We start from the raw sequence: 14,592 nt of genomic DNA on the forward strand, positions 1-14,592 counted from the left end.
TTTACCCAAAAGGGCAATGTGAAGCATGGATATACTGGTCTAGAGTGGGGAGGCGTAATCTGAATCGTCCATAAAAAGGGATTTACCTATGTCCATCCGAACCTTATCCACCTTGCCTGCTTTAATGTTATCTATGCTTGCGGTCACTGCCGACGCAGAGTCGATGCCAAAGATGACAGAAGAGCAGAAAGAGATGTTTGTGCAGATGTCTATTGCGTCAATAAAGCAAGAGGCTGAGGTGCTGGCCAGATTTGCTGAATGTACAGGGAAGAGCGAGGCAGCTGTAGAAAAGAGCTTTGCCCGGGAAATCAGGGCTTGTTTTGATAACTCCAGTCACTCAGAACAAGCTATGGAAGCCTGTATGGATAATCTGTCACAGGCAGCGGTGGGGCTGTCCGAAGCTGAGATGATTAGCTGTATGGGCATTTCCGATGAGGTGGTTGCGATAGAGCAACAGCTGATGGAGATAGAAGATAGACTTGATGAACTGATGGGAATTTATCCCCGCAGTGAAGCTCAGGAGAAAGAGCTTTACAGTTTGCAGGATAAGCAGAGTCAACTTCAGATGAAGCTGTATCAGGCCGGTGGTGAGAATATGTCAGATGCCGAGTATCAGTTGACTGAGCTTGAGGCGTCAATTGGAGACAATGAGCCAACAGAGGCGCAGCTGGAGCAGTTGGACAGGCTTTATCAGCAGGTTCAGCAGGAACAGATGGCAGAGGCTAAGCGGGTGATGGAGCTGATGCAAAAAAACCGGCAGTAACGCTGGCTAATCAGATGCAAAAAGGGCCAACAGGCCCTTTTCGTGTTAAGAGAGCGCCTTGCGAGCCACAAACCAGGCATGACTGGCGAGCAGGTTAGTTTGCACCCCTTTTAGGTTTATTACCGCTGCATTTTCCATAAAGGTTTCATAATGGGGGAAATTGTCTAATTGAAATGGATCCCATTCATCCAGCTTCTGGTGACGGATTTCATCGGCCAGTTCCTGTGACGCCAGACTGTCCTCCCACGCCTTGCTGCGTTGGTTATAGACCCAGGTGACTGTCACCTTTTGGCCACCTGATACCCCAAACACCTTATTCTTTCTGGTTTCCAGTTCCTGAGTGTAAAACAGCCCCTCTTCGGCATAGCTGCTCAAGCCATCATTGGCGACGGTAATCTGTTGGTTGAAGGCCTGGATAAGCTCCTTCAGCTTGTTCCTTCCATCTTTAAACACCAGATTGTCTTCAAATTTTTTCAGTCCAAACCAATCCCGAAGCGGAACGAATAAAGCCTTTACCGACTTATTGATATTGGTTTTTTCAATATTGACGGCTGAAGCGCTGGAGTCTGGCTGCCAGTTATCCTGGGGAAAGTAAGCGCATTTGGTATTGATAAAGACATAGATACGGCTAACCCCTCTGGCAAGCAAGGGCATGATCCCCAGGTTTTCCATGTGACCACCATCAGAGTGGGCATACTCGTCGGCGACTTTGGGCGCATTGTTTTTGGTTTGAATCGGGATATGGAAAAACTCCGGGAACCCCAGCGACCTTAACCCCAGAGTGTCGGTAATCTCCTGAGGAGCCGCTCCGGAACTCGCCATAATATCCGACAGGGAAAAAGCCTTTTCATTGGTCCAGTCGCCAAACTGTTTGGGTGAGCGCCTGACCGTCATAGTGTGAACTGCCGTGCTCCTATCTTCTCTGTATGGTCCTTTGCAGTCATATCCCAGAGATTCAATATAGCCTCCGCCGAAATGATCGTCCGGGGTAAACCAATCATCATCAGTCCATTTGGTTCTGATACCTGAATAAAGTGGCGTGTACTCGACCGGGTACTTTTGTTTGAAGTTAAGGCCGTCATGGTTGAGTAAAGTTGCTCCGACAATAAGGTAAGGAGTATTACTTCTTTGTAGTTGAAAATCAGTGGCTTTCAGCCTACCTGACTGAGACTGTTCCAAATTGCGGGTCAGTGCATCATCCCGGGTATTCTGATCATAAGTGAAGGACTTATGGGGTTGGTGAAGATCGAAAGGTTTGAGAAAAATTCTGCCGATGACATCCGCATAGCTTTCATCGCCCTTGCCGCTGAGCGCTGCTGCCAGTAATCGAGAGAGTACACCGGCATTGGTCAGACAGGATTGAAAACTGCCGGGGACAATATGTTTGGCGGTCGCTTCATCCAGATGATTGGGTTGTTCTATTCCCGCAAAGTAATGTACCAGCTGCTCATTACTGATAAATAGAAAAGGGACGCTGGCCCAGCTGCCACCCGATACCGCCGAGATATACCTGACCCTTTCCAGGACACCACTCTCGTGAAGGGCTTTGAGCTGGCCCAGAGTGCAGCAGGCGCTTCGGGTTCCACCTCCGGAAAATGTCACGCCGATATTGCATTCATCGCCGTTATTGAAGCCAGTAAGAGAGGCTTCCGGAAAATCATTCGGCTGAGAGTAAGCAGCCATTGGATAGCTGGCGACTTTTAAGGTAAGTGTCATGATGTGTCCTCCTTGGTTATGAGGCTTTCACAGAGAATGACGTAAATTACGAGGGCGTCAGAGCCTTTAATCTGTCAGGTTGGAAAACTGAGGTGCTCTTCCCCGAAAACAGAAAGCAGAGTCCTATATTAGGGACTTGTGATGAAAAAGACATCTGAAAGGTATGAATGAAAATAAAACAGCCCGGCGGTGACCGGGCTGTTCTCAACAACTCAATAAGTTAGTTCGCCGGGGCGTAGGCTTTACCCTGACCGTGCACGTCGTCGCGGCCACGCTTACCCAGATCCTGTGCCAGCTTACGCATTTCGGCTTCCAGCTTTGGTGGGTCCATACGTCCACCGTTGGCACTCACAATAAGTGCTGCCACGCCTGCCGCGTGTGGTGAAGCCATGGAAGTGCCTACAGACCAATACCAGCCTTGGTTACCTGTGCTGAAGACAAAGTCAAATACGTAACAAGAGCGGGTCAAACCAGCTACTGTACATGGATCAAAGCCACCCGGAATGAAGGCGCTGCTATAGTCTCCACCCGGCGCACTGAAGTTGATTTCAGATTGGCCATAGTTGGAGTAGATTGCCAGCTGATCAAGATCAGCGCCTGGATTGGCGCCCCAGAGTTGAGGGCCCAGAGCAGAAATGGCGTTGACCGCCTGCAAGCCTGATGGCAGGTGTATAAGGCTGTCGGTGTGATCCAGATCTGTTGCATCATTACCAGCTGAAGCAAACAGAGTTACACCATTTTGACGGGCATAGGTAGCAGCCTTGGAATAAGCACCGATAAACTGAGCAATACCATCTTTTCCGCCCACGTCGAAACGAATGTCGTCAGAGGTATCATAAGGCGTGTCATTGATATCAAACAGGCCATTGCGTCGTACAGACAGACCCAGGCTCATATTGATAATATCGACATCGTTGTCCGCAGCATAAACCATGGCTTGCATGGTACCGTATGAGCTGCCACTGCCGGTATCTGCAGACAGTACTTTCAGGATCACCAGTTCAGCCTCAGGAGCAACCCCGATGCTGCCGATGCCATTATCGGCTGCAGCAATAGTACCCGCTGTGTGCGAGCCATGGTTCCCTACATCTGTACCGGCATAATCCCATGCTTCTCCATCAACAAAGGAGCGGCTGAGATCTGTATTGATATTGGGAGCAAGATCCGGGTGGCTGCCATCTGCGCCACTGTCCAGCACTGCTACTCTGGCGCCCTGGCCACGGTAACCGGCATTCCACGCATCGACAGCGCCAACAGCCACATGGCCCCATTGCAGGTCAAAGAATCTGTCATCATCGCCGCTGGCTGGAGGGTTGCCGAAACCGGACTCAATGGTAATGCTCATCTCTTCTGAGCTGGCAACTGAATCCTGTACACCTGGAACAAATGCAGTGGCGTCAGGTACCAGTGCCAGACCACTTTGGGCTGCGGTATCAGCATTTTCAAAGGCGACCTGACAAACACCGATTTGTGGGATACAGCTTTTCAGTGTACCGCCGGTGCGATTAACTTGGCTCTCTACTCGTTGCTGATTGAAATTCCCTTTTACATCAAGAATAAAGTCCATTCCATAGGAAGGGGCCGCGCAAAGAACAGCAGCGGCAAGCAGTGTCTTTTTCATATTGTTATTCCAGTGAGTCTGATTGATTAACACAACTGCTGGTAATACTTACCGACTAGTTGCAGTGCACTAGGAATAACCGATTGAGTAGATTGTTACAAGAATGTTGTTGGATTGATTTGGGGAGAAATTATCGCTGAGCCCCAATACAGCAGGATATGGGCAGGTTGAATTTTGTTACTACTTTATTTTGTTACTCTCGGTAAGTATCTGCTAGCTTGAGACAAACTCTAAAAAAACCGTTCAAAAGGAATTGGTATGAAGAAAACTCTGGTACTCAGCACTTTGACCCTGGCGATATTGGCCGGTTGCAGCAATACAAATCAAAGTTCACAGACTATCCCGGCCCAGCAGTTGGCTCCTTTAACTGAGCTGGCGGTCAGCCCCAATGATCAGCGTGGTTATCGCACCCTGAAGCTGGACAACAATCTGGAAGTGATTCTGGTATCAGATCCCTCTACAGATAAGTCAGCAGCGGCATTGAATGTGGGAGTGGGTTTGCTGCAGGACCCCATGACCCAGCAGGGGATGGCGCACTATCTGGAGCATTTGCTGTTTCTGGGCACAGAAAAGTTCCCGGATATCAATGAGTACAAAGAGTTTCTGTCTCAGAATGGCGGTATGTCCAATGCCTCTACCTGGATGACCTACACCAATTATATGTTCAAGGTGAACAACGATGCCTACGACGAAGCGCTGGACCGCTTCTCCGATTTCTTCAAGTCTCCCAAGCTTTACCCTGAATATACAGAGAAAGAGAAGAGTGCGGTGAATGCCGAATGGTCCATGCGTCGTGAGCTGGATTTTTTCGGTCAGTTCAAGCTGTCACGTCAGATGATGGGCGAGCACCCCGCCAACCGCTTCCTGATCGGTAACCTTGAAACCCTGGGCGATAAAGAGGGTAGCAAGTTACACACAGAAACCGTGGCCTTCTACGACAAGTACTACTCGGCCAATATTATGAAAGTGGCGCTGATCAGCAATCTGCCACTGGATGAGATGGAAAAGCTGGCGCGCAAACATTTCTCCCCGATCAAAGACAAGCAGATAGACAAACCTGCCGTTACCGCTGAAATGAACTTTGCGGATGTGGGTGGCAAGAAGGTGTACTACAAGCCCAATGAAGATGTGAAGCAGCTGAAGCTGGATTTCACCATACGCAACAATATGGATGAGTTCATGTATAAGCCCAATGGCTTTGTGACTTATCTGCTGGGTTCTGAAATGCCGGGCACGCCCGCACAGCTGCTGAAAGAGAAGGGTTGGATAAGCGCGCTTAATGCCAGTTCCAGCCCGAACCACTACGGTAACTATGGCGAACTGAGTATCACCATGGATCTGACCGATGAGGGCATGAAGCACAGAGATGAAGCCCTGGCGTTGGTGATGCAGTACATAGATCTGGTGAAGCAACAGGGGGTCGATGACAAGTATTTCAAAGAGATCAAAACCTCGCTGGATAACGAGTTCCGCTTCCTGCCCAAGGTCGAAGAGTTCCGTTATGCCGCCACTCTGGTTAACACCATGCAGAACTACCCAACCAACTATGCAATTAACGCCAATTACTATTACGGCCAGTTTAATGCTGATGCCATTAATCAGGTGCTAGAGCAGTTAACCCCGGAAACTCTGAGAGTTTGGTATATCAGTAAGGATGAAGAGGTTTCCGATACCCAACACTTCTATGCTGGCGAGTACCGTATTGAGGATATCCCGCAAAGCCAGGTCGACAGTTGGACAGGAACTAATACCGCTTTGGTTCTGCCTCAGGTTAACCGCATGATGCCGGAGAGCTTTGCCCTGAAAACTCAGGGTATGGAGCAAGCCAAACCTGAGCTTAAAGTGGATAAAGATGGCGTTAAGGTGTGGCATTACCCCAGTCAGCAGTTTTCCCAGCAGCCTAAAGGTGTGTTGATTGTTGATCTGAACGCCGGCAGTGCCACCGAGCAGATAGAAAACCAGGTGGCACTGGACTTGTGGCAAGACCTGTATGGGCTGCAGCAAAGCCAGCTGACCGCTGAGGCAAGTGCAGCCGGTATGTATGCCACGCCGATTGTGGGTCAGGGCATGGCGTTGCGGATCACCGGCTTTACCGACAAGCAGCCACTGCTGCTGGAAGAAATGTTGAAGTTGCAGCCTAAAGTGGATGAAACCAGCTTTGAGCAAGCTAAAGACAGATATGTGCGGGCACTGGCCAATAAGCAAAAACAGTTTGCCATCTATCAGGTTTTCCCCGCGGTTCGGAAGTTGACCCAACAGCATCAGTTTGAAGATAAGGCTCTGAGCGCTGCGGCTGAGAAAATGTCACTGGCAGATTTCAACAACAGGGTTAGCGGACTGATTAAGCAGAACCAACCCCGTGTTCTTGCCTTTGGTAACTATGACAATGCCGAGCTTGAGCTGGTGGCCAAAGAGGTTGCCAATGCCCTGGGTGCTGACCACAAGCAGACTGATTTCGTTAAAGTGGTGGATGTGATGCCACAGCCGGGCCAGGTGCTCAGCTATCAGCAGGATACCGCTGCGGCAGATATCGCGCTGGCCGATCTGGCCGTACACGCCAAACCGGGTGTGCAGCAAAAAGCGATCGCCAAGGTGCTGGCAGCCCATTTCCGTCATGAGGCGTTCAATCAGCTCAGGACTGAAGAGCAACTGGCCTATGCCGTAGGCGCGCTGGACTACCCCATGGATGACTATGCGGCAGTGGGTCTCTATATCCAGTCTCCGGTTATGGACCTGCCACAGGCCCAGGACAGGTTTGACCGCTTCAAAAAAGAGTATCAGGCCAAGTTGGATAAACTGACTGAGCAGGAGTTTGCTGCCATCAAAAATGGTGTGCTGGTGGGACTGAAAGAGGCACCCAAGAATATGTTTGAGGAAGTGCAACCTCTGATGGGGGATTGGTACGATGAAAAGTGGCAATACGACTCAAAAGACAAGCTGATTGCTGCTGTTGAGGCCGTCGGCCTTGATGATATCAAGACCTTCTATGCTGAGACCATGCTCAACCCGGACGCTGCCCGTATTAATGTGCAGCTGAGAGGCAGCAAGTATCAGGACAAGCCGTTTGCTAAGCTGCCTAATCAGATGAAGGTGACGGATGTTGCAGAGCTCAAGGGTAAGCTGAAGTATCAGCTGTAAGCTGCTTTAAACCATGAAAAAGCCGCGACAGTTCGCGGCTTTTTTGTTTTTTACAGGGTTAACCTGCGGCATCAAGCTGTGACAGCTGATTGATGATTGCGGGGTCAGGCACGATTGCTCTGGGTTCCATAATCAGACTGTGTTTGTTGTTATGGTGGATTAACCCCCGTACCAGGCGGGTCGTTTGTGCCTGCATATTAAAGCCCAGATGTGCCAGGTCATCCATCGGGTGAATGTCCTGCTCTTCCACGTCTACACTGTCTTCAACTTTATCGACAAGCAGGCCTATATCGGGCGTTATACCATCGCGGGTGGTAAAGACGATGATGGGTTTGTAATCCAGCGCAAGCTGGTCTTTGGCCACACCAAACAACCTCATCAGAGTGGCATAACTTGAGTGCTCTTCCCGGCGAAATGCTTTCAATGCTTGCTCTTTTTCGTCCCGCTCGAGCAGCTCAAGTACTTCGCCAGCCAATGCGTGCAGCTGTTTGTGGGGGGCATCGAATTTTTTCAGTAAGTCCGCAAAATCTTCATTGTCAGTCTGAAAGCTGTCATACCACTGGGCGAATGCACATTCATGGGGATCGCAGGCTTTGGTGAAGGGAGTCCCTTCTTCTATAGTGCTGCGCAGGGTTTTGAACCAGGTGACATGATCCTCTTCTCTGTCTGCGAGCAACTTTATCAGTTCCTGATTGGTCAGGCCTGTTGATACGCCATTGAGCATAATGCCCAGGTCAAAGATAGGAACAGGCTTGTTCGCATAGTCTCTGACCCCCATGAAACTGCTGGTGTTATTGGGCAGAGAAGTTAGCTTGCCGTCATGTTTTTCTGTTTGAAGTATGTCGAGAATTTTAAAGGCCACCATCTTCTGGCCGACCTTGAAATTGATAAAGTCCATTAGCTATGTCGTCCCTGAGTACAGTAAAGAAAGCATAGCTCAGCTGACAGGTATCGCTTAGTCGATGTGATACAGAATGCAGTCTTCGCTCTCTTCCAGGGCAAAGGCATCCGCGTTGGTAAGACTGCCATCCTGCTCACTCACTCTGACAAGAGTCGAACCCGCCCTGTATACCAGCTGTAAGCCGTGCTCAGGCTCCCATTCACAATTGGCCTCGACACTGATGTAAACGGCTTTATCACCATAGGCGCGGCGACTTACGTAGATCTTCTTGAATTCGATGAAGTCCCAAATCTCACTTGGGTCCTCAATCTCCAAATCCCACTCCTCCAGCTCAAACTCTTCCAGCTCATCGAGCATATGTTGGTAAGACTGAAACACATATGGCTGGACTACTTGCCGGGATTCTAGGGACAAAGACATAAAAGCCTCGATGGCTGCGACAAACTCCTGCGGAGCCGGGTCTTCTGCGATGTCTATCAGGGTGAAGGAGAGAGCCTGGTTATCCAGAACTGCTATCGTTTTAGGCTCAGTTACGAGCCAATCCTGAATATCTTCATCGGGATGCAAAGCACCCAGCGGAGAGAGTAAGTCCATGCGTCAGTATCCTTTAGGTTGAAGGCTGAACTCATTAAGCCGTTTGCCCTGTTGATAGACAATGAGCCATTAGGGCTAAAACCTGATCAAGAGTATAGGAAGTTGTTCTGCATGACAGAGAATGCATACGTATGTTTATTGCCGGTGAGGCAGGCTGCTGCATACTCGTAAGATCGAAAAGGGCAAGGAATCCGGATGAGAGCGATAACCAAGGTAGCCACAGGTGTGGCCTTACTGCTGGGGGCTGTGCAGGCGTGGGCAGAAAAAGCACCACAGGTATCTGCAGGTCAGTTGGAGCAGCTACAGGGCGTCACCTTTAAATCAGTCCAGCCGCGTACGGTTGAAGTTTGGTTGCCGGACAATGTCGACGGAAAAAAGCTGGCGGTGCTTTATATGCATGACGGCCAGATGCTGTTTGATGCGACGACCAGTTGGAATGGACAGGAATGGCGGGTTGATGAAGTAGCCCAGCAACTTATCGACAACGGAACGACAATTCCATTTATGGTAGTGGGGGTGCATAACGCCGGTGAGCACCGACGGGCTGAGTATTTTCCGCAGCAGGCTTTTGACGGCCTTGATGAGCATGGGCAGCAAGCCTTTTTTGAGTTTCAGAAGCAGTCCGGGGTTCCCGTGCGTCAGCCCTATTCTGATGATTATCTGAAGTTCCTGGTTGAAGAGCTGAAACCCTATATCGATCGTCATTACCCGGTACACACAGGGCCAGAATACACTTTCCTTATGGGCTCCAGCATGGGAGGACTTATCTCCATGTATGGCCTTACCCAGTATCCTGAGGTGTTTGGTGGTGCAGCCTGTTTATCCACCCACTGGCCCGGTATTCATGACCTGAATAACAATCCGATACCGGAAGCATTCAGAGACTACCTTGAGCATAAATTGCCTGAGGCCAACAGCCGTAAGCTGTATTTTGACTATGGCGATCAGACTTTGGATGCGCTCTATCCTCCATTGCAGCAGGCGGTGGATAAGGTGATGGCTGCACAGGGCTGGTCGAGTCCTCAATGGCAAACCAGGTTCTTCCCGGGTACCAATCACTCTGAGAATGCCTGGGCTGACAGATTGGCAATCCCCTTGACCTTCCTGCTGGGAAGAGCTGAGCTGCAGGGGGAGGAGTGAGTCGCCGCCGGTTATAAAATTGACTAGACTGGTGTCAACGTTAACAGTATGACTTTCCAGCCTGGAAGGAGAGCCGGTTGGCCACACAAACAAAAGGCAAATCAAAGAGCAGACGCACTGTCAGTTGGCTGTGGTTTTGGGGGCGGCGATTGCTGTTGGGCTTTGTGTTGCTGTCCCTGCTTATGGTGGTGTTGGTGACCTTTGTTAATCCGCCAACCTGGGCCTGGCGGATGGAGCGTGCTTTGTTTCCCCCGGATCCTGACATAGTGGCCATGCATGAGTGGCAGGATCTCAAACAGATATCACCCAATATGCAGTTGGCGGTTATCGCTTCAGAAGATCAGCGATTTCCGGTGCACTGGGGCGTGGATTTTGAGGCTATCACGGTCGCTCTGGAAGACAGGCAAGCCGGTGAGCGGTTGCGTGGTGCCAGTACCCTGACTCAACAAACCGCCAAAAACCTGTTTCTGTGGCCATCACGTTCGCTGGTCCGCAAGGGGCTGGAGGCCTGGTTTGCCCTGCTGCTTAACGCCATCGCCGGTAAAGAACGGACGCTGGAGCTGTACCTGAATATAGCCGAGTTTGGCCCGGGTATTTATGGCGTTGGCGCGGCCGCTGAGTTCTATTTTCATAAATCAGCGAGCCAGCTTACTGCCAGAGAAGCGGCTTTGCTTGCAGCGATTTTGCCCAGTCCCTGGAAATACCGTATCAGTCCACCCTCTGCCTATATGAACGAGAGAGCAAACTGGATACAAAAGCAGATGCGACAGTTGGGGATGGGAACCTTGAAACAGTTGCAGTGATGACTGGTCCGTCATCACTGCGATAAAAGTTTTTACTGTTTCAGATTCTTATCAAAAAACTCGACAAAGGCTTCCAGGGTTTCAACCCGATGGGCCTGATGAGACAGATGGTGATCGCCATCCTCAAGTTCAATATAGGTCACTTCTTTGTCGGCACTTTCCAGGGCTGACGCCATATCTCTGCTCTGACTGACAAACACTGATGCATCGTCAGTCCCGTGAACCAGTAACACTGGCCGGTTAATCTGTTTGGCTGCATTCACAGGAGATACCGCCGCCAGCTTTTCGTCATCTTCACCGAATTGGGCGCGATAGAGATCCTTGTTGGTGAAATGTCGGATACGACGGGACACCAGCTTTTCAAGGTCTGAGACGCCGGCAAAACTGGCTGCGCACTTGAATGTTTCAGGGTGTTTTACCACGGCCATTAGTGCTGCGTAGCCCCCATAGCTGCCACCTCCGATACAAATGCGCTCCGGATCGGCCAACCCTTGCTGTACCAGATAGTTGGCGGCGTCCTGCAAGTCATCCTGCATAGCGCCACCCCAGTCCTGCATGGCCGACATTTCAAACTCATAACCATATCCTGATGAGCCCCTGAAGTTTGGCTGAAGCACCAGATAACCTCGATTGGCAAGTAGCTCTGACCAGTAGTCAAAATTGGCAAAGTCCCTGGCGTGAGGCCCACCATGGGGAAGAATAATTGTCGGCAGCTTTTCCTTGTCCTGTCGGCTCAGGGGCACAGTTAAATAGCCAGCTATCTCCAACCCGTCACGGGCTTTGTAGCGAATCGCTTGTTTGCCAGCATAGTTGCTCTCGTTGATAGCGTCGTAACGGGAACCGATGTAATCCAACGTACCTTGTTTTCGATCTCCCAGCAGGTAGATCCCCGGCTCAGAGGCGGAGGTGTGATAGACCAGATAGCGGTTGCCATCCTGACTCGTATCCAACACATAGTTATTACTGTCGGGCAGGGCTGCAGCCAACGACCTTTGTAGCTTGAGCATGTCTTCATCCCAGTAAACCACTGCATCCTGGGCATTGGAGTGTGCAAAGCCAACCACTTCTCCTGTGCTGTCTGAATAAACCAGGCTTCCCTGAACATCAAATTTGGGATCGGCATAAATCAGCTCAGGTTTGTTATTACCTTTAAGTGACTGGCGAAAAAGCGCGTCTCTTCCTTCATGGATAGCGGTGAAGTAAAGGATATCTGGGTCTTTACCGAAGCCTTTTACGCTGATTGAGTCGGCTGAGAACAACTCGTATTCTGCAAACGGCTGCCACTCATTGGTATCAGGCGAGTACAAACGGTAAAACGCCTTGCCATCTTCCTGTCCGTAACCCATGCGGATATTGCCCTGGCGGTCTGATATCCAATGGCTGATTTGGCTTTTACCCCGCAGTACTCGCTGGTAGCGACCGGTTGTCGGGTTTACTCTGTACACCCCCGGCGCATTGGTTTGCTTCAGATCCAGCTGCATCAGCACCCTGATATCGTCATCGGGGAGCATACTGATGATGTTGTCCTGAAACTGGGGGGGCTTATCACTCTCTTTTAATTTCAGTGCAGATGTTAGCTTCACTCCATCGGAAAGGTCCGCATTCTGCATGCGTGTTACTGTGTACCTGATTGCTCCATCCCGTCGTACATCCCGTGCCCCAATCAGCAGGTTGGTATCGTTCAACCAGGAGAACCAGTCAAGAAATACCTCTTTGTTATCTGATCTGATGATTGGGTTGTTGGTGCGTTTTTCCAGGTCGAACACCATGAGAACCAGAGTGCCTTCCATATTTTTAATGAAAGCCAGGCGTTTTCCGTCCGGAGACAGATCAGGCCTGCTCATATCAGGCAAGCTGGCATAAGCTTCAAGGGGGAGCTCTGGTACTTTCTCTGCTTTGGCATGTGAAACCAAAACAAGTGTGCTGAGCAATGTGGCAAAAAGTGGCATGAATTTCATCGGTTCCCTCCGGGAATCATTGGCAAATTCAGTTTGTTCGCCAAGGTTGCAACCTCATATTTGCCTAGTATGTTATTTGAATGAGGGAGAATTACTATCATGCTTTTTTCCATGCAGAGAGGCAGAGAACGAAAACAAAACTTGAGGCTGAACTGGCGGCAGTGAAGAAATCCATGCTGATGACTCAGCTTATTGGCTTACCGGGGGCGATTATGTTGGGCTTGGGGGTATACGGGATATTTGTTGAGGGTGAGAAGTTTTTGCCTTTTCTTGATGATCCTATCAACTGTTATGGCTTGCTTGCTGTGGGCGCATTAATCTCAATGTGGGAGGCTATGCGGGTGCTACAACTCAACCGCCGGCAACAAGATATCCAGTCCAAACTTGATACGCTTTAAGCATATAAAAACACCCGGCAATGACCGGGTGTTTTGTTAGTAAGTCAGCAGACTTAGCCTTGCTGCTGTTGCATCTTTTCTTTAGCGGCTTCTACTTTGGAGAAGTCCAGCCCCAACTCTTCCACAGCTTCTTTAATCAGGGCAGGATTCTGCATAACCTGCATCATCAGAGCCTGCAGCTTTTCAGGTGGCAGGCCCAACTGGCCCAGAGTCGCCATGGCCATCATAGGGTTTTCAGTCAGGGTCTGAAACAGAGAATGGATCTGCTCGTCACTGACATTGTGTTCTTTTAACAGGGCAATAATTGGATTCACAATACTTCCTTAATACTCAACTTAATTCGTTCTGAGCAAGATTTTAGCACTACCGTTAAGTGGTGTGTTAGCTTGGGACGTCCCGGGGCAATTTTTGATGATTTGCCCGATATTGCCCACTGTTTCGTTCGTTTTGTCTATCGACTCGGTAATAACATGCTCTCAAAGGGTCACTGTGATGTTGAGAGGCATACAAGATGGAAGAGAGTCTGATAACTGTCCCCGCTGACACCGTTTGTTCCTTTGTTAATTTCATCCGTCAACACGGGCTGGAGCCTGAAAATGAAATCGATATGTATGCCATGGAAGCTCTGTGTCCGGGGCAGACGATTGATGTAGAAATCTATGAGCGCTTAATCAGCTTTGCCCAACAACGGCTCAACAGGCCTCAGCTTGGCTTCGAGTTTGGACAATGCGTCGATGCCGGTCAGTGGGGAATATTGGGATATATCGCCTACACATCATCGACCATCAAGGATGCATTGGAAAACCAGATGAAGTTCCAGTCTCTGGCAGGAACCTGCGGTTTACCCGAACACGAATATGGGGAGCAATTCACGCTGTTGAAGTGGGTTCCTGCTTATCACTGCAGCCACCACGTGGTTGAAGCTGTGGTGACGAGCTGGGTTGCGATGGCAAGACGGTTAACAGCAAAGAAAATACCGCTGCGCAGGGTCTGCTTTCAACACTCAGCTATGGCATCGCAACAAAGCTATGAAGAGTATTTCCAGTGTGAGGTGAGTTTTTGCAGTGACTTCAATGGAGTGGATGTGTGTAATTCTGCGTTTGGCCTGCCGCTGAACCAGCATAACCCGATAGTGCACGACTCACTGATCCGTAAGGCGGAAAACATCATGGACAGATTTGTGACCAGCTGTTCGCTGGATGCCATTGTCGGGTTTATTCAGGAGCAGCTTCCTTATGGGGTGCCGGAAATCGAGTCTACCGCTGCAAAATTCAGTATGAGTGTAAGAACCTTGCAACGACGATTGGATGACTATCAGCTTACCTATCGGGAGATTGTTGATCAGGTTCGTCGTAAGAATGCCATTCGTTATCTTGAGAATGCTGACGTCGAGATCCTACAGGTTGCTCAGCTGCTTGGCTTTGCAGAGCAGAGCTCGTTTCAAAGGGCTTTCAAGCGCTGGACCGATAAGACACCCAATGCCTTTCGCCAATCATTACTAACCGCCTCTCATTGACCCGGGATGCCATCTCAAATGGCATCTGAAGTCAGTACTCCTTA

The 14,592-nt window shown here is 49.9% G+C and carries 12 protein-coding genes; 6 read left to right on the forward strand and 6 right to left on the reverse strand.

From position 1 onward, the window contains the following. Positions 1–88: 88 nt before the first annotated feature. Positions 89–763 carry a hypothetical protein gene (locus ACFOE0_RS02245; RefSeq protein WP_248937327.1) on the forward strand — a complete coding sequence of 225 codons (675 nt, stop codon included), beginning with the start codon at positions 89–91 and terminating at the stop codon, positions 761–763. 45 nt (positions 764–808) lie between these two features. Here ACFOE0_RS02245 and ACFOE0_RS02250 read toward each other — a convergent pair whose 3' ends face one another. Then, positions 809–2,479, reverse strand: coding sequence for a patatin-like phospholipase family protein (locus ACFOE0_RS02250; RefSeq protein ID WP_248937328.1), 1,671 nt, complete (start codon positions 2,477–2,479; stop codon positions 809–811). Between the two features lie 220 nt (positions 2,480–2,699). Beyond that, positions 2,700–4,100 (reverse strand): S8 family peptidase, encoded by a 1,401-nt coding sequence (locus ACFOE0_RS02255; protein ID WP_248937329.1) that lies wholly within the window; start codon positions 4,098–4,100, stop codon positions 2,700–2,702. A gap of 258 nt (positions 4,101–4,358) precedes the next feature. Here ACFOE0_RS02255 and ACFOE0_RS02260 point away from each other — a divergent pair, with 258 nt between their 5' ends. Beyond that, positions 4,359–7,238, forward strand: a complete 2,880-nt coding sequence (locus tag ACFOE0_RS02260; protein WP_248937330.1) for an insulinase family protein — start codon at positions 4,359–4,361, stop codon at positions 7,236–7,238. 58 nt (positions 7,239–7,296) lie between these two features. On the opposite strand, the gene ACFOE0_RS02265 is transcribed toward ACFOE0_RS02260, so the two are convergent. Both ACFOE0_RS02265 and ACFOE0_RS02270 read right to left on the reverse strand, forming a co-directional pair. Then, entirely contained in the window at positions 7,297–8,136 is an 840-nt protein-coding gene (locus tag ACFOE0_RS02265; RefSeq protein ID WP_248937331.1) for a CZB domain-containing protein, read from the reverse strand. A gap of 57 nt (positions 8,137–8,193) precedes the next feature. After that, positions 8,194–8,733, reverse strand: coding sequence for a DUF6985 domain-containing protein (locus ACFOE0_RS02270; RefSeq protein ID WP_248937332.1), 540 nt, complete (start codon positions 8,731–8,733; stop codon positions 8,194–8,196). Positions 8,734–8,928: 195 nt separating this feature from the next. On the opposite strand from ACFOE0_RS02270, the gene ACFOE0_RS02275 reads away from it, so the two are divergent. After that, complete coding sequence (locus tag ACFOE0_RS02275) at positions 8,929–9,873, forward strand: alpha/beta hydrolase (RefSeq protein WP_248937333.1); 945 nt, start codon at positions 8,929–8,931, stop codon at positions 9,871–9,873. Between the two features lie 77 nt (positions 9,874–9,950). Next, positions 9,951–10,676: a monofunctional biosynthetic peptidoglycan transglycosylase gene (gene mtgA, locus ACFOE0_RS02280; protein ID WP_248937334.1), complete on the forward strand. Its 726-nt coding sequence runs from the start codon at positions 9,951–9,953 to the stop codon at positions 10,674–10,676. Positions 10,677–10,708: 32 nt separating this feature from the next. Here mtgA and ACFOE0_RS02285 read toward each other — a convergent pair whose 3' ends face one another. Beyond that, a complete protein-coding gene (locus ACFOE0_RS02285; protein ID WP_248937335.1) occupies positions 10,709–12,634 on the reverse strand; it encodes an alpha/beta hydrolase family protein in 1,926 nt (641 codons plus the stop codon). An 80-nt stretch (positions 12,635–12,714) separates the two neighbouring features. Between ACFOE0_RS02285 and ACFOE0_RS02290 the strand changes: the two genes are divergently transcribed. Next, positions 12,715–13,032, forward strand: coding sequence for a hypothetical protein (locus tag ACFOE0_RS02290; protein ID WP_248937336.1), 318 nt, complete (start codon positions 12,715–12,717; stop codon positions 13,030–13,032). Between the two features lie 53 nt (positions 13,033–13,085). Here the strand turns inward: ACFOE0_RS02290 and ACFOE0_RS02295 are convergent, their stop codons facing one another. Next, positions 13,086–13,346 carry a DUF2999 family protein gene (locus tag ACFOE0_RS02295; RefSeq protein ID WP_115137064.1) on the reverse strand — a complete coding sequence of 87 codons (261 nt, stop codon included), beginning with the start codon at positions 13,344–13,346 and terminating at the stop codon, positions 13,086–13,088. 197 nt (positions 13,347–13,543) lie between these two features. Here ACFOE0_RS02295 and ACFOE0_RS02300 point away from each other — a divergent pair, with 197 nt between their 5' ends. Continuing rightward, a complete protein-coding gene (locus ACFOE0_RS02300; protein ID WP_248937337.1) occupies positions 13,544–14,548 on the forward strand; it encodes an AraC family transcriptional regulator in 1,005 nt (334 codons plus the stop codon). The last annotated feature ends 44 nt before the right edge of the window (positions 14,549–14,592 follow it).

Source organism: Shewanella submarina (assembly GCF_042646185.1).
In the GTDB taxonomy this organism is placed as follows: Bacteria; Pseudomonadota; Gammaproteobacteria; order Enterobacterales; family Shewanellaceae; genus Shewanella; species Shewanella corallii.